The sequence below is a fragment of the Flavobacterium limi genome, assembly GCF_010645075.1.
GTDB lineage: Bacteria > Bacteroidota > Bacteroidia > Flavobacteriales > Flavobacteriaceae > Flavobacterium > Flavobacterium limi.
In genome coordinates this window covers 343,536-366,556 of sequence record NZ_JAADZV010000002.1, presented here as the reverse complement: position 1 = coordinate 366,556, position 23,021 = coordinate 343,536, and the positions used below count along the sequence as shown (strand labels likewise).

23 protein-coding genes are annotated in these 23,021 nt (G+C 33.4%); 10 read left to right on the top strand and 13 right to left on the bottom strand.

Translation table 11 applies throughout. The features are described from left to right. Positions 1 to 32 precede the first annotated feature (32 nt). From GXM16_RS06090 to gcvT, 3 genes are all read right to left on the bottom strand, one after another. Positions 33 to 746, bottom strand: coding sequence for a YebC/PmpR family DNA-binding transcriptional regulator (locus GXM16_RS06090; RefSeq protein ID WP_026729302.1), 714 nt, complete (start codon positions 744 to 746; stop codon positions 33 to 35). A gap of 251 nt (positions 747 to 997) precedes the next feature. Continuing rightward, positions 998 to 2,932, bottom strand: coding sequence for a S41 family peptidase (locus tag GXM16_RS06085; RefSeq protein ID WP_229684227.1), 1,935 nt, complete (start codon positions 2,930 to 2,932; stop codon positions 998 to 1,000). A gap of 248 nt (positions 2,933 to 3,180) precedes the next feature. Then, a complete protein-coding gene (gcvT, locus tag GXM16_RS06080) occupies positions 3,181 to 4,263 on the bottom strand; it encodes a glycine cleavage system aminomethyltransferase GcvT (RefSeq protein WP_163393510.1) in 1,083 nt (360 codons plus the stop codon). Positions 4,264 to 4,499: 236 nt separating this feature from the next. On the opposite strand from gcvT, the gene GXM16_RS06075 reads away from it, so the two are divergent. Beyond that, positions 4,500 to 5,348, top strand: coding sequence for an NAD(P)H-hydrate dehydratase (locus tag GXM16_RS06075; RefSeq protein ID WP_163393509.1), 849 nt, complete (start codon positions 4,500 to 4,502; stop codon positions 5,346 to 5,348). A 115-nt stretch (positions 5,349 to 5,463) separates the two neighbouring features. Here GXM16_RS06075 and smpB read toward each other — a convergent pair whose 3' ends face one another. Then, positions 5,464 to 5,919 (bottom strand): SsrA-binding protein SmpB, encoded by a 456-nt coding sequence (gene smpB, locus GXM16_RS06070; protein ID WP_110345592.1) that lies wholly within the window; start codon positions 5,917 to 5,919, stop codon positions 5,464 to 5,466. Positions 5,920 to 5,989: 70 nt separating this feature from the next. On the opposite strand from smpB, the gene GXM16_RS06065 reads away from it, so the two are divergent. Beyond that, positions 5,990 to 6,223, top strand: coding sequence for a VF530 family protein (locus GXM16_RS06065; protein ID WP_163393508.1), 234 nt, complete (start codon positions 5,990 to 5,992; stop codon positions 6,221 to 6,223). Here GXM16_RS06065 and GXM16_RS06060 read toward each other — a convergent pair. From GXM16_RS06060 to GXM16_RS06045, 4 genes are all read right to left on the bottom strand, one after another. After that, positions 6,220 to 6,783: a DUF3575 domain-containing protein gene (locus tag GXM16_RS06060; protein WP_163393507.1), complete on the bottom strand. Its 564-nt coding sequence runs from the start codon at positions 6,781 to 6,783 to the stop codon at positions 6,220 to 6,222. The genes GXM16_RS06065 and GXM16_RS06060 overlap by 4 nt on opposite strands. Positions 6,784 to 6,866: 83 nt before the next feature. Then, the gene (locus tag GXM16_RS06055; protein ID WP_163393506.1) at positions 6,867 to 7,415 is read right to left on the bottom strand and encodes a GNAT family N-acetyltransferase; all 549 of its coding nucleotides are present in this window, start codon (positions 7,413 to 7,415) and stop codon (positions 6,867 to 6,869) included. Between the two features lie 32 nt (positions 7,416 to 7,447). After that, positions 7,448 to 9,178, bottom strand: a complete 1,731-nt coding sequence (locus GXM16_RS06050) for a sodium:solute symporter family protein (RefSeq protein WP_163393505.1) — start codon at positions 9,176 to 9,178, stop codon at positions 7,448 to 7,450. A gap of 117 nt (positions 9,179 to 9,295) precedes the next feature. Further along, complete coding sequence (locus tag GXM16_RS06045) at positions 9,296 to 11,824, bottom strand: PIG-L family deacetylase (protein ID WP_163393504.1); 2,529 nt, start codon at positions 11,822 to 11,824, stop codon at positions 9,296 to 9,298. A gap of 382 nt (positions 11,825 to 12,206) precedes the next feature. Here GXM16_RS06045 and GXM16_RS06040 point away from each other — a divergent pair, with 382 nt between their 5' ends. The 6 genes from GXM16_RS06040 (at position 12,207) to GXM16_RS06015 (ending at position 16,797) form a co-directional block, all read left to right on the top strand. Next, a complete protein-coding gene (locus GXM16_RS06040) occupies positions 12,207 to 12,893 on the top strand; it encodes a DUF4386 domain-containing protein (protein WP_163393503.1) in 687 nt (228 codons plus the stop codon). A gap of 359 nt (positions 12,894 to 13,252) precedes the next feature. Next, the gene (locus tag GXM16_RS06035) at positions 13,253 to 13,729 is read left to right on the top strand and encodes a hypothetical protein (protein WP_163393502.1); all 477 of its coding nucleotides are present in this window, start codon (positions 13,253 to 13,255) and stop codon (positions 13,727 to 13,729) included. Further along, positions 13,716 to 14,306, top strand: coding sequence for a hypothetical protein (locus GXM16_RS06030; RefSeq protein WP_163393501.1), 591 nt, complete (start codon positions 13,716 to 13,718; stop codon positions 14,304 to 14,306). Before GXM16_RS06035 ends, GXM16_RS06030 begins: the two co-directional genes overlap by 14 nt. Continuing rightward, positions 14,303 to 14,617, top strand: coding sequence for a TlpA disulfide reductase family protein (locus tag GXM16_RS23075; RefSeq protein ID WP_163393696.1), 315 nt, complete (start codon positions 14,303 to 14,305; stop codon positions 14,615 to 14,617). The genes GXM16_RS06030 and GXM16_RS23075 overlap by 4 nt, the downstream gene beginning before the upstream one ends. A 316-nt stretch (positions 14,618 to 14,933) precedes the next feature. Continuing rightward, on the top strand, positions 14,934 to 15,380 hold the full coding sequence (locus GXM16_RS06020; RefSeq protein ID WP_163393500.1) for a hypothetical protein: 447 nt from the start codon (positions 14,934 to 14,936) through the stop codon (positions 15,378 to 15,380). 400 nt (positions 15,381 to 15,780) lie between these two features. Next, a complete protein-coding gene (locus GXM16_RS06015) occupies positions 15,781 to 16,797 on the top strand; it encodes an alpha/beta hydrolase (RefSeq protein ID WP_163393499.1) in 1,017 nt (338 codons plus the stop codon). Between the two features lie 57 nt (positions 16,798 to 16,854). Here the strand turns inward: GXM16_RS06015 and GXM16_RS06010 are convergent, their stop codons facing one another. From GXM16_RS06010 to GXM16_RS05990, 5 genes are all read right to left on the bottom strand, one after another. Then, positions 16,855 to 17,484: an arsenate-mycothiol transferase ArsC gene (locus GXM16_RS06010; protein ID WP_163393498.1), complete on the bottom strand. Its 630-nt coding sequence runs from the start codon at positions 17,482 to 17,484 to the stop codon at positions 16,855 to 16,857. Positions 17,485 to 17,502: 18 nt separating this feature from the next. After that, positions 17,503 to 17,976, bottom strand: a complete 474-nt coding sequence (locus GXM16_RS06005) for a DUF6428 family protein (protein ID WP_163393497.1) — start codon at positions 17,974 to 17,976, stop codon at positions 17,503 to 17,505. Between the two features lie 56 nt (positions 17,977 to 18,032). Next, complete coding sequence (locus tag GXM16_RS06000) at positions 18,033 to 18,359, bottom strand: ArsR/SmtB family transcription factor (protein WP_163393496.1); 327 nt, start codon at positions 18,357 to 18,359, stop codon at positions 18,033 to 18,035. Between the two features lie 88 nt (positions 18,360 to 18,447). After that, positions 18,448 to 19,101, bottom strand: a complete 654-nt coding sequence (locus GXM16_RS05995; RefSeq protein ID WP_163393495.1) for an endonuclease III domain-containing protein — start codon at positions 19,099 to 19,101, stop codon at positions 18,448 to 18,450. An 11-nt stretch (positions 19,102 to 19,112) separates the two neighbouring features. Beyond that, a complete protein-coding gene (locus tag GXM16_RS05990; RefSeq protein ID WP_163393494.1) occupies positions 19,113 to 19,973 on the bottom strand; it encodes an alpha/beta hydrolase in 861 nt (286 codons plus the stop codon). Between the two features lie 132 nt (positions 19,974 to 20,105). Between GXM16_RS05990 and GXM16_RS05985 the strand changes: the two genes are divergently transcribed. Together GXM16_RS05985 and GXM16_RS05980 are read left to right on the top strand one after the other, a co-directional pair. Then, a complete protein-coding gene (locus GXM16_RS05985; protein ID WP_163393493.1) occupies positions 20,106 to 21,533 on the top strand; it encodes a glycogen synthase in 1,428 nt (475 codons plus the stop codon). Then, positions 21,523 to 22,803 (top strand): glucose-1-phosphate adenylyltransferase, encoded by a 1,281-nt coding sequence (locus GXM16_RS05980; RefSeq protein WP_163393492.1) that lies wholly within the window; start codon positions 21,523 to 21,525, stop codon positions 22,801 to 22,803. The genes GXM16_RS05985 and GXM16_RS05980 overlap by 11 nt, the downstream gene beginning before the upstream one ends. Positions 22,804 to 23,021 lie beyond the last annotated feature (218 nt).

Genomic DNA, 23,021 nt, shown 5'->3' with positions numbered 1-23,021 from the left:
TTCCAGGGCTTTCAGTTCTCTTATAAGAAAATTTACTCTTCTTTCATTGTATGATAAACGTTCATTACGTCATCATCTTCTTCTATTTTTTCAATCAATTTTTCAACATCAGCTATTTGTGCTTCAGTAAGTTCTTTAGTGATTTGTGGGATACGTTCAAAACCTGAAGATAAGATTTCAAGCCCTCTGTTTTCAAGTTCTTTTTGTAAAGCTCCAAAACTTCCAAAGGGTGCGTAGATTAAGATTCCGTCTTCATCTTCAAAAACTTCTTCAGCACCAAAATCAATTAGTTCTAATTCCAACTCTTCAGCATCAAGTCCGTTATTTGCAATTCTGAAATTGCAAGTGTGATCAAACATGAACTCAACAGACCCCTGAGTTCCCATTGTTCCGTTGCATTTGTTGAAATAGCTGCGAATATTGGCAACCGTTCTGTTATTATTATCAGAAGCTGTTTCAATTAAGATTGCAATTCCATGAGGAGCATATCCTTCGAACAAAATTTCTTTATAGTTGGCAGTATCTTTATTGCTGGCATTTTTTATAGCGCGCTCCACATTGTCCTTAGGCATGTTGGCCGCTTTTGCATTTTGAATTACAGCTCTTAGTCTTGAGTTGGCGTCTGGGTTTGGACCACCTTCTTTAACAGCCATAACAATATCTTTACCAATTCGGGTAAATGTTTTGGCCATTGCTGACCAACGTTTCATTTTTCTTCCTTTTCTAAATTCGAACGCTCTTCCCATTACTGATTTTTAATTTGAGATGCAAAAATACAGTTATTCCTTATTTTTCCAAAATCAAAATTATATTCTTTTTTAAATTATGTGTGAGTATGAAAAACGGAATAATTAAATTATAGTATATTGTTTCTTTTTTAAGTGATAGTAATATTTTTTTCCCGCTTCGTTTGAAACGAAAAGCGGGATCGATCAACCTAAACTTCCATTTTTCTTAAAAAAAAACTATAACTTTTCAATTTAGATAATTTTAAAATTTATTTTGAAGTATTAAATTCCTTGATAATATTTACAGCTTCACTTAGATAAGGATTGGTTTTTAGATTATCAATCTGATACTGATTCATTGTTTTTTCAGAAGGATACACTCCAAGTAAAAATTGATTTACAGTTGAATTATAAACATCTAACGGATTATTTTCATCACTAAAAGTATTGATTTCTTTCCATAGTTTCTCCCTAATGCTTTTTTGCTCAAAAATTGAATTGAGTGTCATTGGAACTTCAGATTTTGGAACATTGATCATGCCATCAATTTTTGAGTTTATAACTTTAATTTGTTTAAAGTAAAAATTATCAGCCAGTCTAGCAGCACTGTTTTTGGCAATTTTATCAATTAGATTTCTTTTTACATACGGTCTGTACTTTAATGAAAGACTAATACTGTCGTTTTGGATGGAAGTTGGGAAATTGCTTTCTTTTTGAAAAACATTTTCATAAAATTCAGGAACAACAACATCTGGTGTAACGCCTGTGTTTTGATGACTTTTACCAGTAACCCTGTAAAATTTATTAATACTGATTTTTAAAAAATCCGTAGTTGTATGTTCGTCAAGAGGAACAATTGTCTGCATTGTAGCCTTTCCTAATGTATTGCTGCCTACTAATAAAGCGCGGTTGTAATCTTGTAAAATTGATGCGAAAAATTCACTGGCCGAGGCTGTGTTACTGTTTATTAAAATTACGATTGGCCCTTTGTAGATCAAGCCTCTGTACGGATCATTTATTACAGATTTGTTTTGTTTGTTATCTATAACCACAGAAAGAGGTCCATAATCAATAAACATACCGGATAATCTGATAGCTTCTTCCATAGAACCACCGCCATTATTAATCAGGTCGATTACCAGGCCTTTTATATTGTCTCTTTCTAGTTTGATAACTTCCCGAGCCACATCGTCAGCGCAGCCTTTACGGTTATTTTGATCCAGATCAGCATAAAAACTTGGAATCTTAATGTAGCCAATTTTGCTTTCTTTGCCAACAATGAAACTGTAAACAGAATTGTCTTCGTCCTTCATTATTTGCTTTTCGATATAGACCTCAAAATTTTTACCTGAATTACGTTTTAAAGTAAGTGTGATTTTTTTATTAGACTCAGATAAAATCATGGTTGAAACTGATTCTAACGAAGCACATGAAACATATAAAGTCTCTTTTTGATTTGAAATCGAAACAATTTGATCCCCTTTTTTAATCTGCCCCGTTTGGAATGCAGGACCATTTGGATCCAGTTCTTCAATAATAATTTCATTTTTTTCATTTAATTTTAAACTCACTCCTAATGAAAAATGCTCTTTCGATAGTGAGGCTACAAAACTGGATTTTGAATCGTCACTAAAATAAGCTGTATGGGGATCAAAGTAGGTGCAAAAAAAGTTATAAAGGTTTTCCTGTTGACTGTCTTTTTTTTCTAAAAGTGTGTTGATTCTGCAGATTTCATTTGATAAAATAATAGCTCTTGATTGTAATTCTATCGATTTAAAATTTAATTTAAGTGAATCCAGATTGTTACTGGTTTCAGCGATATCATCTAAAATTTGGTATCGAATTTTTTTAAGCCAGACTTTTTCCAAATCTTCTTTTTTGAGATAAAATGTAAATGCCTTTTTATAGAATCGTATAGTATCTTTTTTATTGTAATCAATTGACCCGGTTTGGATTTTTTCTAAAACTTCTTTAGTACGCAGAAGTGCATTTGTGTATTTCGATGTAATATCGGATAAAAAATTACAATCGCCTTTTAAGATTAGATCATCCAAATTTAATCTGTAGCGTTTAGACAATTCCTCATATTCCGATTTGAAAAAAATATTTCTGGAAGGATCTAATTCGTCCATTAAATTATCAAAAACATAGACAGATAAACTATCATCTACAGGTTTTGGTCTAATGTGTTCGTTTTGAATCATTAGATTTATTTTAGTAAGTATTTGGCATGTCTGATTACTATTTTGAGAAAACAGAACGTTTGTAATTAACAGAAATACCACTAATGCTTTTTTCATAACTAGAAGAATATTAGATTAAATTTACGCTTAATTTTTCATTAATAGTTATATTATTTCCAAAGATCCTTACATCAAATACTATGTTTTTGCGCAAAAAAAATGCATTACTAGTTAAGTAATGCATTTAGAAATATTAATTGCGCAATTTTTTATTTCTTATAAAAAGGCAGTTTTACTACTTTGGCAGGAACATCATTTTTTCTAATTCGTATATAGATATTATTGTCAATAGCACTGTTGCTTACGGCAACATATCCCAAACCAATCCCTTTATTCAATGATGGCGACATCGTTCCAGATGTAACAATACCAATTACTGTTCCCGAACCATCCACAATTTCGTAATCGTGTCTTGGCACAGCACGCTCCTGCATTTCAAAGGCAACTAATTTTTTCGAAACTCCAGCTTCTTTTTGTTTTCTAAGAGCTTCTGAATTTGTAAAATCTTTGGTGAATTTCGTAATCCATCCTAAACCGGCTTCTATTGGTGATGTTGTATCGTTAATGTCGTTTCCGTACAAACAAAATCCCATTTCTAAACGCAAAGTATCACGGGCCGCCAGACCAATCGGTTTAATTCCGAAACCTTCACCGGCCTCAAAAACTTTGTTCCAGATTTGCTCCACTTCATTGTTTTTGCAGTAAATTTCAAATCCGCCTGAACCGGTATAACCAGTTGCAGAAATAATTACATGCTCGATTCCGGCAAAATCAGCGACTTCAAAATGATAATAGTTAATCGAGGACAAATCAACAGAAGTCAATGACTGCATTGCTTCAACTGCTTTCGGGCCCTGGATAGCAAGTAATGAATAATCATCTGAAAGATTTCTCATTTCAACTCCCAAATTATTGTGAGAGGTAATCCAGTTCCAGTCTTTTTCAATATTCGAAGCATTTACAACCAGTAAATACTGTTCTTCTTTCATTTTATACACAATCAAATCATCTACGATTCCGCCTTCATTATTTGGAAGACAAGAATATTGCGCTCTTCCAATTGTCAATGTCGATGCATCATTCGAAGTCACTTTCTGAATTAAAGCCAATGCATTTGGTCCCGTTAGCAAGAATTCCCCCATGTGCGAAACGTCAAAAACACCCACTCCGTTACGAACAGTTTCATGTTCGGCATTCACACCCTCGTATGTAATTGGCATATTATAACCTGCAAAAGGAAGCATTTTTGCTCCTAAACTTTCATGTATGTGCGTAAGCGCAGTATTTTTCATTGTATTATAGTATAAAATTGAGTCGCAAATTTATTCAAAAAATATCGAATTTGAATAGCATAAATTATAAATTTCGCAATAATTAGGAGCTATTTCCTGCTATCCGCTATATCTTTTCCTTTTTAAAGAAAAAAGCAAAAGGATGTCGCTGCTATCAGGGCTAAGAACCATCGTTTTTTTAGAAATGATTCGGTTTTTTAAATTTTTATGTAATTTTAGTATAAAAATATATTTAGATGAAGCCACCGTATCTAATCACAAAAGAAGAAATTTTAAATTTTTATAAATCTGTAAATCCATTGACACATAAAGGAATTCAGGGACATGCAGTGATTGTTGCGGGGAGTTACGGTAAAATAGGAGCGGCTGTTCTGGCTTCAAAATCCTGTCTAAAATCGGGGTGTGGTTTAGTGACAGCTTTTACGCCAAAATGTGGATATCAGATTTTGCAGGTTTCAATTCCTGAAGTCATGGTCGTTACAGATGAAAATTCAAATTTCATTACACATATTCAACTGCCTTTAATTCCAAAAGCAATCGGAATAGGTCCAGGAATCGGGCAGGAGCTTGGTGCACAAAAGGCATTATTTGAATTTTTGAGAACTAACACATCTTCTTTAGTTCTCGATGCTGATGCCTTAAACATTCTCTCAAAAAATAAATCATGGTTGGAATTAGTTCCCCAGGATACAATTTTGACCCCACATCAAAAAGAACTCGAACGTCTGATAGGAAAATGGGATTCTGAATCTGAAAAGTTTCAAAAAGCAATCGCTTTTTCAGAACAATATAAAGTAATTATCGTAATGAAAGGAGCACCCACTTTCATCATTAATAAAACAGCAGTCTATCAAAATACTACAGGAAATGCTGCTTTAGCAACTGCCGGAACTGGGGATGTGCTTACGGGAATCATTACCAGCCTGCTGGCGCAGGAATATGAACCTTTCCAGGCAGCAAAACTAGGTGTTTTTCTTCATGGACTTACTGCTGATATTGCTTTACCGCAAAAAGGTTATCAGTCCTTTATTGCGTCAGATATTATTGAAAATCTGGGTAAAGCTTTTTTAAGTCTTAAAGATTAGCCTCGTTTATTCATTTGATATATTTTTAAGCTTTTTTTCAATTGAAGTAATGAAAGTCATAAACTAAAAAAGCAATACTTGGAGTATTGCTTTTGATGTATAAAATATAGGAATATTAATTAAACGCTTTTTTAATACGATCTAAATCTCTTTTGGTATCCTGTTCTTTTAGTGATTCCCGCTTATCATAATTTTTCTTTCCTTTACAGAGTCCGATCTGAAGTTTTGCTAAGCCTTTTTCATTCGTAAATAATTTTAGCGGAACTATTGTAAGTCCTTTTGCCTGTACACTTTTTTGAAGATTTTTTAATTCTTTACGGTTCAGAAGTAATTTTCTCTCACTTCTTGATTTGTGGTTAAACTGGTTTCCAAAAGAATACTCTTCAATGTAGGTGTTTATTGCAAAAAGCTCATTATTACTGAACTCACAGAAACTTTCGGTAATATTGGCTTTGCCTAACCGGATTGATTTTATTTCAGTTCCCGCCAAAACAATTCCGGCAGTATAGGTATCAATTATTTCATAATCAAACCTGGCTCTTTTATTAAGTATATTGACTGTTTTTAACATAGGAAGACAAATTTAGTAACAAATATATGAAAGAGCAATTGTTTTTGTAGAAATGATATAAATTTGCAGTATGGAAAACCAAAAATCAAAAGATCCTTTGCACGGAATTACGCTTCAGAAAATAGTAGAAAAGTTAGTTGATTACTACGGATTTGATACTTTGGGAGAATTAATTCCAATAAAATGTTTTATTGAAAATCCAAGTGTAAAATCAAGTCTGACATTTTTGAGAAAAACCGATTGGGCTAGAAAAAAAGTAGAAAACCTGTATATTAAATCAATTTCTAAATTTCCAGAAAATTAATTTAGTTTGTAGGAAATCATAACACCTCCGCCATATGGAAGCCATTCACCGCTTTTATTCCAGTTTTTTACATTTTCATAGCTTCCCGGTGTACCATCGTTATAACGACCTTTATAAAAACCCTGGTGCCATCCGCCTCTTATAAAAATATCTAATAAAAACTTATTACTGAGTTCTTTATTGTAGCCAATAGTTGCCCCGATCCTGTATCCCATCCCTGTTTCATACCGGTTTGGATAATCCTTCCAGTAATTCCATTTTTGTAGTTCAAAAGTATCAAAACCTGCATTTCCTCCAAGATAAAATCCATTATATTTTTCTTTGAAGTTATATCGTATTTCGGGTGTAAATGTGATAAATTTCATTGGTTTTTTACGCTTAAATGACTCCCAAAAAGAAGCCATAATATCAAAACTGAAAGTAGTTTTTTCTCCCATGCTAGTTTCTATACCAATATTAGGCATAAGGACTACTGCTGTAATTGCGTTGAATTTGATGTAAGTCTGACAATGTATACTGATAGAAAACAGGAAGCTTACTATAAAGAGTGTTTTTTTCATGTTTGATTAAAAAACATTTTGTTTTTTGTTTGCAAATATAGCAGTAATACTTTGGTAAAAAACGAATTGTTTTGTTAGTAATTTTATGAAATTAATAATGAGTAAATTACCTTGTCAAGAAATTTTCCGTTATAAAACTCGGCTTCTTTTAAATGTGCTTCTTTTATAAAACCACATTTTTCTAATACCTTCTCAGATGCTGTGTTTTCAGGATCAATTACGGCTTCAATAGAGTGTAGTCCCATATCGTTAAAACCGTAAGAAATTAATCGTATCAAGGCTTCAGTAATAATTCCTTTTCCGTGAAATTCAGGAAGTAACATGTAGCCAATTTCAGCACGATAATTTTCTGGCTGCATTCTGTAGTATCCAATAATGCCTATTACTTTGGAATTCTCTTTTAGTGTAATCCCCCAATTAATTCCTGTATTTGTTCCGATTTTTTCTTCAATCATTGCGATATGTGCGAGTGCATCATCAGTAGTTTTAACTAAAGGTCTCGGAATGTATTTCATTGTTTCCGGATTAGATCGCAATTCAAAAACTTCATTTATATCATCATCAGTAATTCTTCTTAAAATCAAACGTTCTGTTTCGATAACCGGAAAGGGTGTAAAATTAAAATTCAGCATAGTTTGATATAATGTAAAGTCGTTTAAAAAAATTATAACTCATTTAATTCTGTATTATCTCTTTTGAAGAAAACAATTTGCATGAAGAGCGATAATAAGATAGTCAGGATTGCACCAATAAAATTCAGCCATAAATAACCTAATTTTTCCTGGCCACTCGGATAAATATAAATCATAAAATAATAAATGATAAAAATGGTTAACTGACTCATAATTGCACTGTAAAACATTGGCCTTGCCTGAACCCGTCGCAAATAAAAACCAACCAGAAAAATACCCAGAACGGTTCCGTAAAAAATAGAACCAATAATATTTACCAACTGAATTAAATTTTCAAATAAAGTTCCTACACAGGCAAAGAGTATGGCAACTACTCCCCAGAAAAGCGTAAAGAATTTGGTAGCATTTAGATAATGCTTTTCCGATTTTTCTTCTTTAAGATTTCGTTTATAGATATCAATTGCAGTTGTCGATGCCAATGCATTTAATCCGGAAGCGGTTGATGACATGGCAGCCGAAATAATTACAGCAAGTAGCAACCCAATAAGTCCTTTTGGCAAATAATGTAAAATGAAATGAAAAAAAACATAATCCTTATCATTGGTTTCGCTATTGCTGTCGGCTTTAGAAATAATTTCTTTTGCGCGGTCACGTAGATCTTTTTCCTTATTGGATAATGTGACTAATTCTTTTCGAAGAATAGGATTATCATAATCCTGATTCAGCTGTTCGATATACAAAAGATTGATTACTTTTTTATCTTCAGAAAGTTTGTTTAGCTTGGCTTCCAAAGCATGGTATTCCTCTTTGAAAGCAGATTTTTCAATGACAATTTTATTATTTGGATTAAAATTTAAAGGAACAGGATTGAATTGAAAAAACACAAAGACCATAACCCCTGTCAGCAATATGAAAAACTGCATTGGAACTTTTAAGATTCCGTTCATAATTAATCCCATCTGGCTTTCCTTAACAGATTTTCCGGATAAGTATCGACCAACTTGTGACTGGTCTGTTCCAAAATAAGCAAGCATGAGAAAAAAGCCACCTGTGATTCCGCTCCAAAAAGTATATCTTTCTTCAGGATCAAAAGAGAAATCTACAATATTCATTTTGTCATTGGCACCGGCTATGTGCATGGCACTTGAAATAGTCATATCCTGTGGCAAATAATGCAGAATCAGGAAAAAAGTGATAAACATTCCGGACATGATGACAAACATTTGCTGCTTTTGAGTTACGTTTACCGCCTTTGTTCCTCCTGAGAAAGTGTAAATGATAACCAGAACACCAATAAAGATGTTCATTAAAGTTAAATTCCAGCCCAGCAGAGTTGATAATATAATGGCCGGAGCATAAATCGTAAGGCCGGTTCCTAAGCCTCTTTGAACTAAAAACAGAATCGCGGCCAATGAACGTGTTTTTACATCAAATCGTTTTTCGAGGAATTCATATGCTGTAAATACTTTGGTCTTATGGTATAAAGGGATAAAGGTCAGACAAATAACAATCATGGCAATTGGCAACCCAAAATAGAATTGTACAAACCCCATCCCGTCATGATATGCCTGTCCGGGAGTAGACAAAAAAGTAATGGCACTGGCTTGTGTAGCCATTACTGAAAGCCCCACAGTATACCACGGAGTTTCGTTATTTCCTAAAATAAAGTCTTCAACATTTTTACTTCCTTTGGTTTTCCAGGATCCATATCCAACGATAAACAATAGGGTAACAATAAGTACAATCCAGTCAAATAGCTGCATAAGTTATGAGTATAATTGCATGATTAAGAAAAAAATAATAATGTAAACCGCATTAGCAACTAATACATAGGTGTAGCTTTTTTTCCATCTCTTTTCTTTTTTGGCTTCCATCTTAATCTAGTTTTTTAATTCCTGTTTTGGAGCTTCTATAGGCTGTTTCAGCGAAATAATATTCGAAAGTATTCGGTAAGCACCCGAAACGCCCTCAGGCAGCTCTCTAAAAAAACTTAAACCAGTGTAAATGTAATATCCTTTTCCGTATGGTGCTACTAGCAAAGCACCCTTTTTATCTGATTCCCCTTTGTCATGCGACGAAATAATTGGAGTAAAAGCAGGATCATATTGATTTGGATAATACAAACCCTGTTCCTGTGTCCAGCCTTCAAAATCTTTTGGAGTGATTTTGTTTGGTGTGTTCAAAACAGGATGGTTTGGTGCCAGAAAAGTAACTTTTGCATTTTCTTCCGTGACACGATCATTAGAAGGTTTAAGCGGGTAAGGTGCAATTTTATCCGTTACCAATCTGCCATTGGTATTATATTGTACAATCATGGTTTTGCCGCTTTTTACAAATTCAAAAAGAATAGATTGTTTGTTAGCCAAAGCATTTACCGTATTATAAGCACGTACACCGGTAATAACTACATTAAACTGGTCAAGTTTTTCAGGCGTAATTTCTTCCGGTTTCAAAATAGTAACTTTGTAACCCATCTGAGTCAGACTTTCCGGAACTTCATCTCCGGCACCCATAATATAGCCAATAGCATCACCAGTCGTTTTCAGGTCGATTCGAATGCATTTTGATTCGGCTGATTTTAAAACCAATTGTTTTGTAATATGGTTGAAATCAATAATCGTCTGGTCTTTATCAAATTTCTGATTGTCGATTGTAACAATGCTTTTTGCGAAAACTTCTTCAAAGTTTGAAGGTGGCGTAACTTCAAAATAGAAAGTTTGTTCTGTTCCTTTTTTGTCCAAAGCAAACGAAATTTCTTTTGGCGACACCATCCAGTTTTTAGGCAGATCAAGTTGTAAATCTCCTTTAATTCCGTCTTTTCCTGCACGCACTTTTACCGGAACCAGTTTGCTTTTAGTATCTTTGAAAATCAGCACTTTTTCAAGAATTGAAGTCGTAACTTCAGGTACAATATCCAGAAAGTTATACATTTCGCCTTTTACGCCGTCATTGTATTTATAGACAACAGTTCGCTCAAACGGAATTTGAACACCTTCAATTTTAATATTAAAAACAACTTTTACATCTCTGATTATATCCGGTACACCAATAATTTCCTGATTTGAAACCGTGTACATTCCAACGCTTGCTTTTTCTTTCAGCCAATATGGTTGTGTGTATTCCATAGTTTCCGGAAGCTGAATTTCGAGTTTAAATTTCTGGTCGTTATTGTTTTTTAAGAAAAGCTTGTATTTAACCGTGGTTTTGTTATCCGGTAACGAAGTTAAGCCTGTCAATTGCATGTCAACTGAAGATCTGTTGATTGCTTCAATATTTAATTTGATAGTACTTCCCGGAGTAGCTTCCTGTTCTTCTGCAACAGCTTCCAGATACAAGCCCGCACACGATGCGATGATGTTTTTTATAGCATCCGATTTTAAATCTTTCCAATGTGTATCATCCAAATCCTGAATCATCGAATACGCTTTCACCAAATCAGGGATGCTTGCAGATGGATTACTGAAATTGTAATTGGTAATAATCTTTGCAATCAGTTCGCCAATTGGTTTTCCGTTTTCTACACGGTTCCATGACGTATCGATTCCGTCAAATAAACTATCACGGTTTTTAGGTTTTTCACCATTAATCAATTCCAGATATTCGGTTTCATTGCCTCTGGCTCCGGTGCTTCCAAAACCCTGCGACTGATGACTGCTGCGGCTTAAAGCTGCAATTTCCTGATTTGATTTCCCGATTCCGGCATAATAAACACCGGTTTCCAAAGTCGTATATTTGGATTTATCCGCTGCATCAAATTTTTCCTGACTACCATAAAACCACCACGACGGATTAAAAAAAAGTCGTTTTACCTGCCACGGTTTTACATATTGAAGCTGTTCCGGATATATTTTAGCATTATTGGTCAAATTAAAACTCTCCACACTCAACATTGCTGATGAAGTGTGATGGCCGTGCGTCGTTCCCGGTGAACGGTGATCAAAACGGTTGATGATTACATCCGGTTGAAATTTTCTAATAGTCCATACAACATCGGCAAGGACTTTATCTTTATCCCAGATTTTTAAAGTTTCATCAGGATTTTTAGAAAATCCAAAATCATTCGCACGTGAAAAAAACTGTTCCCCGCCATCTATTTTTCGGGCTTCGATTAATTCCTGGGTTCTGATAACACCAAGTAATTCACGTAATTGCGGTCCAATTAAATTTTGTCCGCCATCGCCTCGGGTCAAGGACAAATAACCGGTTCGGGCATTGACTTCATTCGATAAATACGAAATAAGGCGTGTATTTTCATCATCAGGATGCGCTGCAACATACAGTACAGATCCTAAAAAGTTTAACTTCTGAATTTGATTATAAATAGCAACAGCATTAGGTTTTTGTGGCTGTTGGGCAAAAGAAATTTGTATACTGATAAAAAAAAGTAAAAATAACTGAGTTTTTCGCATAACGTGGTTCGTATTTTTGAAAGAGCTCCAAAAATACTAATTATATCTTTGAACAGTATTTAAATGAAATGTTAATGTTGAATTTCTTTATTATTTTATGGAGGAGCTTGTTCCTGCTGTACGCTATATCTTTTTATTTTTAAAGAAAAAACAAAAAGGATGCCGCTTCCATCAGGGCTAGGGTATGGGTTTCATAAGAGGATTTTTTGGATTTATAAAACTTTATGTCTCTTACATTTTGTAAGAAAAAATAAATATATTTGGAAGGAACAATTGTCATAAACATTCGTCCAGAATTGGGTAGATTGACGAAGGTTTATTTCCTTACATATAAGTTGTGGGCAATGCTACGGAATGCTAACTAACTAAAAAAAACAACAAAATGGAGTACAAAAAACGGATCACGACAGCTAGACTTACAGGAATTTGGTATTTATTATTAGCAATTTCTGGAGTTTTAGGATTTTTAATTTTTCACCCACAGATTTTCGTTTCCAACGACCCTCAAAAAACGCTGACAAATTTAACAGAACTTAAATCCACTTCAAGAATAAGGTTGCTGTTGGAAGTCGTAATTATTGCTTCACAGGCCCTTGCAGCAGTTTGGTTTTACAAACTATTCAGAGAAATAAAATCCTGGGCAGCTTTTGCTATTGGTAGTTGGGGATTAATGAATTCAGCAGCAATAATGGTAAGCGCTATTTCAATGGGTGCTGCCATTAACATTGCTGACTTTGCTACTCCATCTTTTCAGGAGAAAGTAGTTTTTATACAGCTTTTGAGCAACATCATTTCACACGCCTGGATTATTGGCGGGCTATTCTTCGGACTTTGGCTTATTCCAATGGGCTATGTTGTAGCTGTATCCAAGTGTATGCCAATTTGGTTAGGTCGCATATTGATGATAGGAGGCATAGGCTATATACTAAGCACATTTTTTAATTGTCTTGGTTTCTCACACGCTCTGATGGACATTTTAACTATTCCTGCAACAATTGGGGAATTTTGGATGATAGGCTATTTACTAATTTACGAAATACGACCTTTAAACAACATTGATCAGCGGTGAAATATAAAAATGAAGAAAGGACTCGCTATAACAGCGATTTAGCAAAAGTGGCGGTTTAGTACTCACTCTCGCTTGTAACAATTACCTATTTGAATTAAAATATAATTTATAAAGTTTATAATGCGTCTACTAAAACGAAAAGTTCTTATGAAATTTATTATTATAGGTAATTTATCTGAAAAACTGCGTTGTAACGCTTTATTTCATTTTCACAAATAAATAAATACTCGCTGCAAACAAGCCAGATTGATTACGGTTGTTTTTTTTAAACACTTTTTGTAAGAATATTTTAATATATTTGAGAAAAAACAATGTCTGATATTTTATATCAATTGATGTATATTAAAACTGATATTTACATGAAAAACAACATCTTATTAGTACTTTGTGCCTTAATTGGAATTAATAATTATTCTCAGGAAATAAAAAACAATCAGGCTTTTATTGATAAAAAAAAAAACAAATTAATAAAAACTGTATCTAAAGAAGTAGTACTTGATAAGGTTATACAAGGAATTGGGCCTGCAGGAATAAGTAGTTCAGGAATTGCTTCAAGAGACATAATTAGTAAGGAAGAGCTGAAAGGCTATCCTGAAATGAAAAACATACCTGACTCGTTGACAAATCGAAAAGAATATCTTTACATTTTAAATGACTTTCAGTTTTATTATCAAAACTATAAACAAGGTATTTACAGTAAAGATTTCTTTATAAAAAAAGCTGAAGGAAATAAGAGGAACCTTAAAGACACCATTCATTTAAGCAATAAAAAAGTAAAAAATACAATTTCAATTCTAGCAGGTTATACTTCTAAATTCAATTGTGTACATAGTTGATTCAAATAATAATGATGACTATTCAGATGATGTATCAAAAACTTTGCTTTCTAATTTAAACAAGCAAGATGACATACTCGATAATGCTGTCAATGTTGATATAGAATATTTTGATGGTAAATCTATTAAGAAAGACAAACAACTTATAGCCGTTGAGCAAAATAGTCGAAGTAAAGATTTCTCTTTAATGTTCATGTTTCCCCAATATCGATATGGTAAAGTTCAATTGGGCAATGATTCTTACTTGATAATCTCGGAATCTAATAATCGTAATCAATCTATTTATTTGGCTAAAGACCAGCCTTACTTTGACAGACTTGATAAAAAACATATTGTTAATCCTTATCAATATTTGAAAATAGATGGTAATTACATTCAATATTCTCCAATAACACAAAATCTTAGTAAGATAAAATTAACAATAAGTCCCAACGAATCAGATAATAAAATAATCCCGACAACAAATCAAGCAGGAATGATGGCTCCAAATATAAGTGGTGTAAACATTCTTGATGAAACTAAAATTTCTTTAGAAAAATATAAGGGAAATATGTATTTCTTGATTTCTGGAGTATAACATGTGCACCCTGTATAAAAGAATTTCCAAAAATAAAAGAGGTTTTTGATAAATTCAGTCAAAATGATATTGAAATCATTGGAATAGTTGATGTTAGAGGAAAAATTGATATTAAAAAATTTATTAAGGATCAAAATGTTACCTGGCAAAACATTGATGAAAAAAATCCATTGACAATTAATAAAGGCTACAATGTTAATTCATGGCCTACAACATATTTAATTGATCCAAGTGGAAAAATTATTGATATTGATTTAAGAGGAGATGATTTAAACAACAAATTAGAGTTGTTAAAATTAGCAAAGAAATAATACAGTTTGATAGCCGATTTAAATTTTAATGTAATAAGTCTATCCGAAAATAGTTACTTAGGAAAATTATAATTACTCGGTTAAAAGAGAGAATTTCATACTGAACGATAATTCAAGAAACCGTGAAGTACCGGTTGCTTTTTTCATTCCGGATAGCGACAAAAAAATAAAAAAGCAACAAGTAATTATTTTTAGTCACTGTTATTATGAAAACAAAGGAAAGGCGAATTTAAAATATTCTTACCTCACTAAGTTTCTGGCAGCAAAAGGTTATTTTGCAGCAAGTATACAACACGAATTGTCAACAGATAGTCTCGTGCCAAAAACAGGAGTTCCTCAGATTGTCAGACTTCCTTTTTGGGAGCGTGGAGCAGACAATATCCAATTTGTGATTAATGAATTAAAAAAGACAAATCCTAGATTAGATTTTGAACATATCACTTTAATCGGTCATTCTAATGGTGCTGACATGACGGCTTTATTTCCAAAAAAATATCCAAATATAGCCTACAGAATAATAGCTTTGGACAATAGGCGAATGGCTTTACCAAGAACAAATAAACCAAAAGTGTATTCATTGCGTTCCGGTGATCAGCCTGCAGACAAGGACGTTTTACCGACAGCCGAAGAGTCAAAAAAATATGGCATGACCATTATAAAATTACCGAATACGATTCATAATAATATGGATGACAGAGGCAGCGAAACAGATCATAAAGAGATAACAAATTATTTATTGAAGTTTCTAAATGATAAAAAATAATAACAAACCTTTTTTATGTTTACACCTTTTGGGCTAAAGAACCCGATAAATCACATATTTAGACAACGATAACTCAGGATTACTTTGTCAGTTTACTATCGGAAAACGAGAGTAAAATTTGCGTATTTTTACTCTTGTATTAAAAACGAGAGTAAAACTTACATTTGAAGAAACTTTTAAAAGAGATTTGGAAAGGCTGAATAAAATCACAAAAAACATAGACAAAACGCCAACACCTGATTGACGAAAAAAATAGTGAATGCCAAAAGATTTGGTATAATTAAATAGGAGTAATTTTAAGGAAAATCTTCTGGTAATCATTGTGTTAATGTTGATGATGAACTAATTCAATAAACTTCATAGTAGAAAGAAAACTTGTTCATAAAATAGATTTTTTAAAATGAAAACAATTAAATACATTTTGCTTTTTATTCTTTTTGCCATCATTGGGATTGTTAGTTATGTTTACTTTCTGACACATACTCCACAAGGACGATTAAACTGGGGACAAGCAGTATTTTTAAAACTAACTGCTACTGATGATGTTTCTGAAATAGCAAATAAGCTAAAAAAAATGTCTGTATCAGAACGAAGCCATTTTATAGATCAAATGCCAATAAATTTGGAGGGGGTGAGTGTAGATACGCTGAAAATAACAAAGGATAGTCTCACAGCCTATATTTTTAAGCCTAAAACATTTGACAAAAACAGCCCAGTCATAATTTACTACCATGGGGGAGCATTTATATTACCCTGGACTAACCTTTCTGTATCCTATGCGACAAGGTTTTCGAAACTACACAATGCTATTGTGGTCGCGGTTGATTACAGGGTAGCTCCTGAACACGCTTTCCCAATTCCAAATAATGATTGTTTTGCCACTTTTTTATGGACGATCTCAACTATCAAAAAATGGGGCGGAAGCCCAGACAATATAATTGTTGCAGGTGAAAGCGCGGGTGCTACATTTGCATCCCTTGTGGCCATAAAAGCAAAACAAGAGAATTTTACAAATATTAAATATCAAATTTTAGAATGTCCTGCCGCCTATTCACCATTTGAAACGCAGGCTTACAATCACTTTAAAATTGGTTATTATTTACAAGAACCCGAAATGAAATATGCGATAGCAAGTTATTTGCCAAATGTAGTTGACAGAACAAACCCCTTAGCTTTCCCATTTTATTCAGATAATTTATCAAACTTACCGCCTGCATATATTATTACCTGTGAGTTTGATCCATTAAAAGATACAGGAAAAGATTTTGCAAAAAAGCTTAAAAGTGCAAAAGTCCCTGTTGTTCTTAAAGAGATGAAAGGGATGTTACATTCTATCCCCGGACCTTTAAATGAAAAAGACAGAGAAAATTTATATAATAAAGTATTGATTGAATCTCAACGATATCTTAGAAATTGATTGTGACAGAGTTTCTCTTATGATTTGCATTACAATACGCAGAATCGCATTTTATGTTTAAAAAGAAATAGAAGAGAATACATAAAACATTTCACCAGCGATCTGTAAACTACGTTCCTTATATTTCTCTGTCTGCAAACGTGTATTATCAAAAGCTTTTGGATCATCAAACCTAATAGGAATTCGTTTTTCGGCTCCTGCTATAAACGGGCAGCCTTCATCAGCCTGAGAACAGGTCATAATCGCAGCAAAACCACTTTCAGGATTGAATTCATCATCATACGTTTTTGAAAAACCAATAATGGGTGATTGATTTTTGGCAAACTTAATGGCATAAACAGGATTACTTTCTTCAGAGAGTTTCTGAATTTTGAATCCGGTATTTTCTAAAGTTTCCGCTACTTTCGGGAATAGGGCTGTAGCTTCTGTTCCTCCTGAATAGCAATACACGTTTTTTATTCCGTAATAATAAGAGGCAGTCTGTGCCCAGATCTGCGATAAATGGCTTCTTCTCGAGTTATGTGTACAAATAAAATTCAACCGGACATCTTTCTGATTCTCAATTTTTAATTGAATGAAATCAATAAGAGGCTGCAAAATAGTTTTGCGTTCAGCAGTAATTTCTTCAAAATTAAAATTAAATAGAACCTCTTTTATTTTAATAAATAATGTTTCTTTATTTGACATATTAATTTAAGTAAAAAATTAGCAGCATCCTCCGCCCGGAGTGCATGAATTAGCATTGTCTGAAGTAAGTTGGGTAAGGTTCAGTTTTGGTTTTTCAGCAGGAACTCTGCATTGGTCTTGAGCCAGACAAGCTGTTTTTTTGTTGATCAGCAGGAAATCTTTTCCGTTGAAACCTAAATCATATTTTCCAATAGTGGTGTCCTGATATTCGACTTCAATTTCAAAATCCTGGATCCCTAAGACTTTTTCAGAAAGTTCAATGATATGAATTAATTTTTGAGGTTTTAAACGATGCTCCAGATCATTTGCATCCCAAAGTTGAAAATTTACAACCGTTTCTTTACGGACAGTTCCTCCGCAATCAATGAAGTTTTTGGTGACTAAACCAACTTCGGTTACATGAAAATGTTCCGGTACAAAATTCCCGTTTGGCAATTGAAAGTTTACTGTTTCTACAATTTGTAGTATTGTTTTAACATCTGATAGTTTCATGATTTTTTATTTAGCTGTTTATTGCAATATTGCGATTAATAATTTAAAAAAAATGTTTAGCAACATTTTTGATTTGTAACGGTTAGTATGATATTGGAAAAATAATCTTTCAAAACATCAAAAGTTTTTTCATCAATGCAGTAGCATATAGCATTTCCTTCAATGTTTCCTTTAATGAGCCCTGCATTTTTTAATTCTTTCAAATGCTGTGAAACTGTAGGTTGTGCAAGAGGAAGTTCGTTTACGATATCACCGCAGATACAGCTATTAACTTTTAATAAATATTCTATAATGGCTATTCTGGCAGGATGACCTAATGCTTTTGCAATTATGGCAATCTGATTTTGCTTATCTGTAAAATGATCTGTTTTGGTTGCGCCCATCTAAAATTATTTTTATATTGCAATATTACGATAATAAATTTATTAAAACGAAATACCGAATGAATTTTAAGTAAAAAAAAATGCTAAATTAATTTTTTGCCGACTCATTATGCTGATAATAGTCACAACAATACGTCAAAAGGCATTCTTCACATTTGGGTTTTGGCCTGCAGGTTTCCCTTCCGTGAAATGAGATAGCCATACCAACTTCTGACCAGATTTTTTTTGGCAAAACTTCCATCAGCTGTTTTTCTACCTTGTTGCCATCTTTACTTTCCTTAACGATTCCGAGTCTCGGGGCAACACGAATCACATGCAAATCACAAATAATACCTTCTGGTGGCTGACCGGTTTCTCTTAAAATGACATTGGCAGATTTTCTTCCCAAACCTTTCAAAGCGGTCAGTCCGTCTAATGTAAGCGGTATGTCTTTATCGTTTTGAATCGTTTTGGCAATTTCTAAAAGCCAGTTCGTTTTGGTAGCATGATTACGAACCTTGCTGATGTACGGCATAAAAGTTTCTGAGCTTGCTTTTGATAAACTTTTTAAGGTAGGGAATTCAGCAAACAGGGCAGGAGCGATGTTATTAATATTTGCGTCAGAGTCCTGTGCAGACAATACAACCATCACCAATAACTGATAGGTGTTTTCATAGTCCAGAGGATGTTTCTTGCCTTTATATTTCTTTAAAATAGGCTTTAAATCGTGTTCCCAATTTCTTGTTTCTCCAAATAAATCCATGGCATTTTCAATTAAGTAATGAATTCAATAATTTTTTTAATTACGTCATGACTTCCCAATATTTTTCGGTGGCCAAGGCCTTCTGTCAGAAACAAACTTCCTTTTTGAAGGTTTTCATGAATATGAATTCCTGCTTTTACAGGAACTTCCGGGTCATTTTTGTCATGAATCACCAAAACTGGAATTTTTATTTTTTTTGCAGCCTGATGAGCAGAGAAATCATCCATTTTTACCTGATATTTATTTTCAAAATGATCACGCAAACGCATACTAATTTCGGGTTTTAATCTCAATTTCGAAACAAATTCATCCAAAATATCCTGAACAATGTCACCACTGCCTATAATAACAGCTTTGTTTAAATTCAACCTGCTTTTAATTGCATTCAGAACAGACATACCGCCTAATGAATGACCAACAGCAATTTCAAATGGCCCGTATTGTTTTTCTATTTCTAAAATCGAGGCTATAAATTCAGACATTATGGTAGTGCTACCTTTTGATTTTCCGTGGGCAGGCGCATCAAAACTCACAATTGAATATCCTTCTTCTAATAGTGAATCTGCAATTTTAAACAATTGTGTTCCGCGCCCGGACCATCCATGAACCAGCAGTGCTTTCTTTTCACTTTTACCATATTCATAAACCATAATGCTTTTATTAATTGACGGAACAGGAATAGTATTTTGGATGCTTTCAGAATCCATTTTTAATTCTCTTTTCGGAATTTTATGTTTTATCGGTGTTGTGAAAAGTTTTGCTGTATAAGCTGTTACCAGTTTATGTGAAACAAACGCGCATAATTTCGCAGAAATAATAATAAATAATGGGATTTTTAAGGATTTTGTAAGATTTGATGTTTTTTTTGGCATAATGATAATTTTTATTTTGGAGCTAAATTCTACTTAGTTTTTTCCTAAATTTAAAAAACATAAAATTACAGAATAATAGCAATTTACGTATTAATTTAATTTAGTACCAATTTTATAAAACAGCAGTCTTAAATGAAAATATTTCATATCAGTGCAGAATGTTATCCAATGGCCAAAGTTGGCGGATTAGCCGATGTTGTCGGGGCATTGCCAAAATATCAGCAAAATGCGGGACATCAGGTACGGGTAGTGGTTCCTGCATATGATACAAAGTTTAAAAATGAAAATGATTTTCAAACGATACATTCAGGGGTTGTTGTTTTAGGTAATTTTATGTTCCCTTATAATATTCTAAAGGAAACGACTGATAAACTTGGCTATGAATTATATCTGATTGAAATTAAGGAGTTATTTGACCGTCCGAATGTTTATGGTTATGAAGATGATATCGAACGCTTTATATCCTTTCAGATTGCCACTTTAGACTGGATTTTGGCTGATGATATAATTCCGGACGTCATCAACTGCCATGATCATCATACAGGTTTAATTCCGTTTATGCTTCAGTTTAGTTATAAATATGAAGTTTTAAGTAAGGTAAGAACCGTTATCACGATTCATAACGGGCTGTATCAGGGATGGTTTGGTCATGATAAAATGCATTATATACCGGAGTTTGATGTGCGACATGCCGGTTTTCTGGAATGGGGTAATTCTTTGAATTCACTGGCTGTAGCGGTTAAATGTGCTGATGCTGTGACCACAGTTTCTCCGAGTTATCTGGATGAAATTAATGTTTCGGCTAATGGATTAGAATCATTGTTCAATAAAGTGCGGAGCAAATCAAAAGGGATTTTAAACGGAATAGATATTGAAGTATGGAATCCTTTGACAGATAAAATGCTTGAATCCCATTATTCAATTGATAATTTTGACTTTGGAAAACAAAAAAACAAGGAAAGGCTATGTGAAAGATTTGACTTAGATCCTTCAAAACCTTTGTTTAGTTTTATTGGAAGATTATTCGATGAAAAGGGCGGAGATCTTTTGCCTCAGGCTTCGGCAATAGCGTTGTCTGAAAATTTTGAAAATATTAATATCCTGATTTTAGGATCCGGAAACCCTGATATAGAAACACAGTTGTTACAATTACGTAATGACTACAACGGAAACTACAATGTTTTTATCGGATATAATGAAGAACTGGCTCATTTGATTTATGCAGGTTCTGATTTTATATTAATGCCTTCAAGAGTAGAGCCCTGCGGATTAAACCAAATGTATGCACTGCGTTACGGCACAGTTCCGATTGTAAGGAGAACTGGAGGTTTAAGGGATACCGTAATTGATTTTGGAGATAGCGGAAACGGAATCTGCCATGATCAGGCTTCGGTTGGAGATGTCTGTTATTCGATTAATCGTGCTGTAAACCTGTATGAGAATAAAGCGGATTTTAATACAATAAGAATAAAAGGAATGGCCACAGACCATTCCTGGGAAAGAGTTTGCCAAGAATACATCGAAACATATAACCAAATAATTCAGAAAAATGAAAGTTAACAAAAAGGGAGTCGTTGCTATTATTTTAGGAGGTGGTCAGGGATCACGTTTGTATCCACTAACTGAAACAAGGTCAAAACCTGCTGTTCCGATTGGTGGAAAATACAGATTAGTAGATATTCCGATATCCAATTGTATCAATTCGGATATTTTTAAAATATTTGTATTGACCCAATTTAATTCAGCTTCTTTGAATGCACACATTAAAAATACTTTTAATTTCAGCATTTTCAGCCAGTCATTTGTTGATATTTTAGCAGCCGAGCAAACTCCGGACAACCCAACCTGGTTTCAGGGAACTGCTGATGCGGTACGTCAGTGTATGTCGCATTTCTTAAAACATGATTTTGAATATGCTTTAATACTTTCCGGAGATCAGTTGTACCAAATGGATTTTAACGAAATGCTGGAAGCTCACATTAAGGCTGATGCTGCTATTTCTATTGCTACTTTACCTGTAAATGCTAAAGATGCACCTGAATTTGGGATTCTTAAAACCAATCATGAAAGTTTTATTGAAGCTTTTATTGAGAAACCTAATGCTTCGCTTTTGCCGGAATGGGAATCTGAAGTGAGTGAACAAATGCAGGAAAAAGGTAAAAAATACCTGGCTTCAATGGGTATTTATATTTTTAACCGTCAATTACTGGAAGATTTGATGGCAGATCCGGAGACCAAGGATTTCGGAAAAGAAATTATTCCACAGGCTGTTGGAAAGCATAAAATATTAAGCTACCAATACGAAGGATACTGGACAGATATTGGAAACATTGATTCCTTTTTTGAAGCAAATATTGGTCTGACTGCTGATATACCGGAATTTAATTTGTTTGATGATGAGAATAAAATCTTTACCCGCCCGAGGTTACTGCCTCCTTCAAAATTTAGAAATTCGAATATTAACCAATCCTTAATTTCAGAAGGCTGTATTATTAATGCCAATGAAATTAAAAATTCAGTAATTGGTATACGTTCCAGAATTGGCGACGGCACTGTGATTCAGCATTCGTATGTAATGGGGAATGATTTTTACCAGGATATTGATGAAATGAATAAAGATACTGCTAACAACAAAATACATGTTGGAATCGGTGAAAACTGTTATATAAAAAATGCTTTAGTTGATAAAAACGTCCGAATCGGAAATAACGTTCATATTAACGGAGGTAAACATTTAGAAAATTTTACGAACGAATTGTACAGTATCAAAGATGGCATTGTTGTCATTAAAAAAGGAGCAATTCTTCCGGATAATTTCAGGATAGATTAATGTTTAGCTCTAAGTAATTAGTCCCTAGTCCTTAGTTTTTAATAATCAATGATTGGATTGAGGATTAATTCTGTATTATTTTTTTAAATTATTAAAGTATTTTAATAAAGTATGCAATTGAATGTTAAGACTATGTTATGATGATTAAATACTATTATAAATAACTAATTATTAGGTATTAATAACAAAATACCCAAGCGCTACAACAAATTACTAAA

What these genes read in the sequence shown, in the direction of transcription:
- GXM16_RS06090 (WP_026729302.1), bottom strand. Translation starts at nt 746, where the DNA reads ATGGGAAGAGCGTTCGAATTTAGAAAAGGAAGAAAAATGAAACGTTGG.
- GXM16_RS06085 (WP_229684227.1), bottom strand. Translation starts at nt 2,932, where the DNA reads ATGATTCAAAACGAACACATTAGACCAAAACCTGTAGATGATAGTTTA.
- gcvT (WP_163393510.1), bottom strand. Translation starts at nt 4,263, where the DNA reads ATGAAAAATACTGCGCTTACGCACATACATGAAAGTTTAGGAGCAAAA.
- GXM16_RS06075 (WP_163393509.1), top strand. Translation starts at nt 4,500, where the DNA reads ATGAAGCCACCGTATCTAATCACAAAAGAAGAAATTTTAAATTTTTAT.
- smpB (WP_110345592.1), bottom strand. Translation starts at nt 5,919, where the DNA reads ATGTTAAAAACAGTCAATATACTTAATAAAAGAGCCAGGTTTGATTAT.
- GXM16_RS06065 (WP_163393508.1), top strand. Translation starts at nt 5,990, where the DNA reads ATGGAAAACCAAAAATCAAAAGATCCTTTGCACGGAATTACGCTTCAG.
- GXM16_RS06060 (WP_163393507.1), bottom strand. Translation starts at nt 6,783, where the DNA reads ATGAAAAAAACACTCTTTATAGTAAGCTTCCTGTTTTCTATCAGTATA.
- GXM16_RS06055 (WP_163393506.1), bottom strand. Translation starts at nt 7,415, where the DNA reads ATGCTGAATTTTAATTTTACACCCTTTCCGGTTATCGAAACAGAACGT.
- GXM16_RS06050 (WP_163393505.1), bottom strand. Translation starts at nt 9,178, where the DNA reads ATGCAGCTATTTGACTGGATTGTACTTATTGTTACCCTATTGTTTATC.
- GXM16_RS06045 (WP_163393504.1), bottom strand. Translation starts at nt 11,824, where the DNA reads ATGCGAAAAACTCAGTTATTTTTACTTTTTTTTATCAGTATACAAATT.
- GXM16_RS06040 (WP_163393503.1), top strand. Translation starts at nt 12,207, where the DNA reads ATGGAGTACAAAAAACGGATCACGACAGCTAGACTTACAGGAATTTGG.
- GXM16_RS06035 (WP_163393502.1), top strand. Translation starts at nt 13,253, where the DNA reads ATGAAAAACAACATCTTATTAGTACTTTGTGCCTTAATTGGAATTAAT.
- GXM16_RS06015 (WP_163393499.1), top strand. Translation starts at nt 15,781, where the DNA reads ATGAAAACAATTAAATACATTTTGCTTTTTATTCTTTTTGCCATCATT.
- GXM16_RS06010 (WP_163393498.1), bottom strand. Translation starts at nt 17,484, where the DNA reads ATGTCAAATAAAGAAACATTATTTATTAAAATAAAAGAGGTTCTATTT.
- GXM16_RS06005 (WP_163393497.1), bottom strand. Translation starts at nt 17,976, where the DNA reads ATGAAACTATCAGATGTTAAAACAATACTACAAATTGTAGAAACAGTA.
- GXM16_RS06000 (WP_163393496.1), bottom strand. Translation starts at nt 18,359, where the DNA reads ATGGGCGCAACCAAAACAGATCATTTTACAGATAAGCAAAATCAGATT.
- GXM16_RS05995 (WP_163393495.1), bottom strand. Translation starts at nt 19,101, where the DNA reads ATGGATTTATTTGGAGAAACAAGAAATTGGGAACACGATTTAAAGCCT.
- GXM16_RS05990 (WP_163393494.1), bottom strand. Translation starts at nt 19,973, where the DNA reads ATGCCAAAAAAAACATCAAATCTTACAAAATCCTTAAAAATCCCATTA.
- GXM16_RS05985 (WP_163393493.1), top strand. Translation starts at nt 20,106, where the DNA reads ATGAAAATATTTCATATCAGTGCAGAATGTTATCCAATGGCCAAAGTT.
- GXM16_RS05980 (WP_163393492.1), top strand. Translation starts at nt 21,523, where the DNA reads ATGAAAGTTAACAAAAAGGGAGTCGTTGCTATTATTTTAGGAGGTGGT.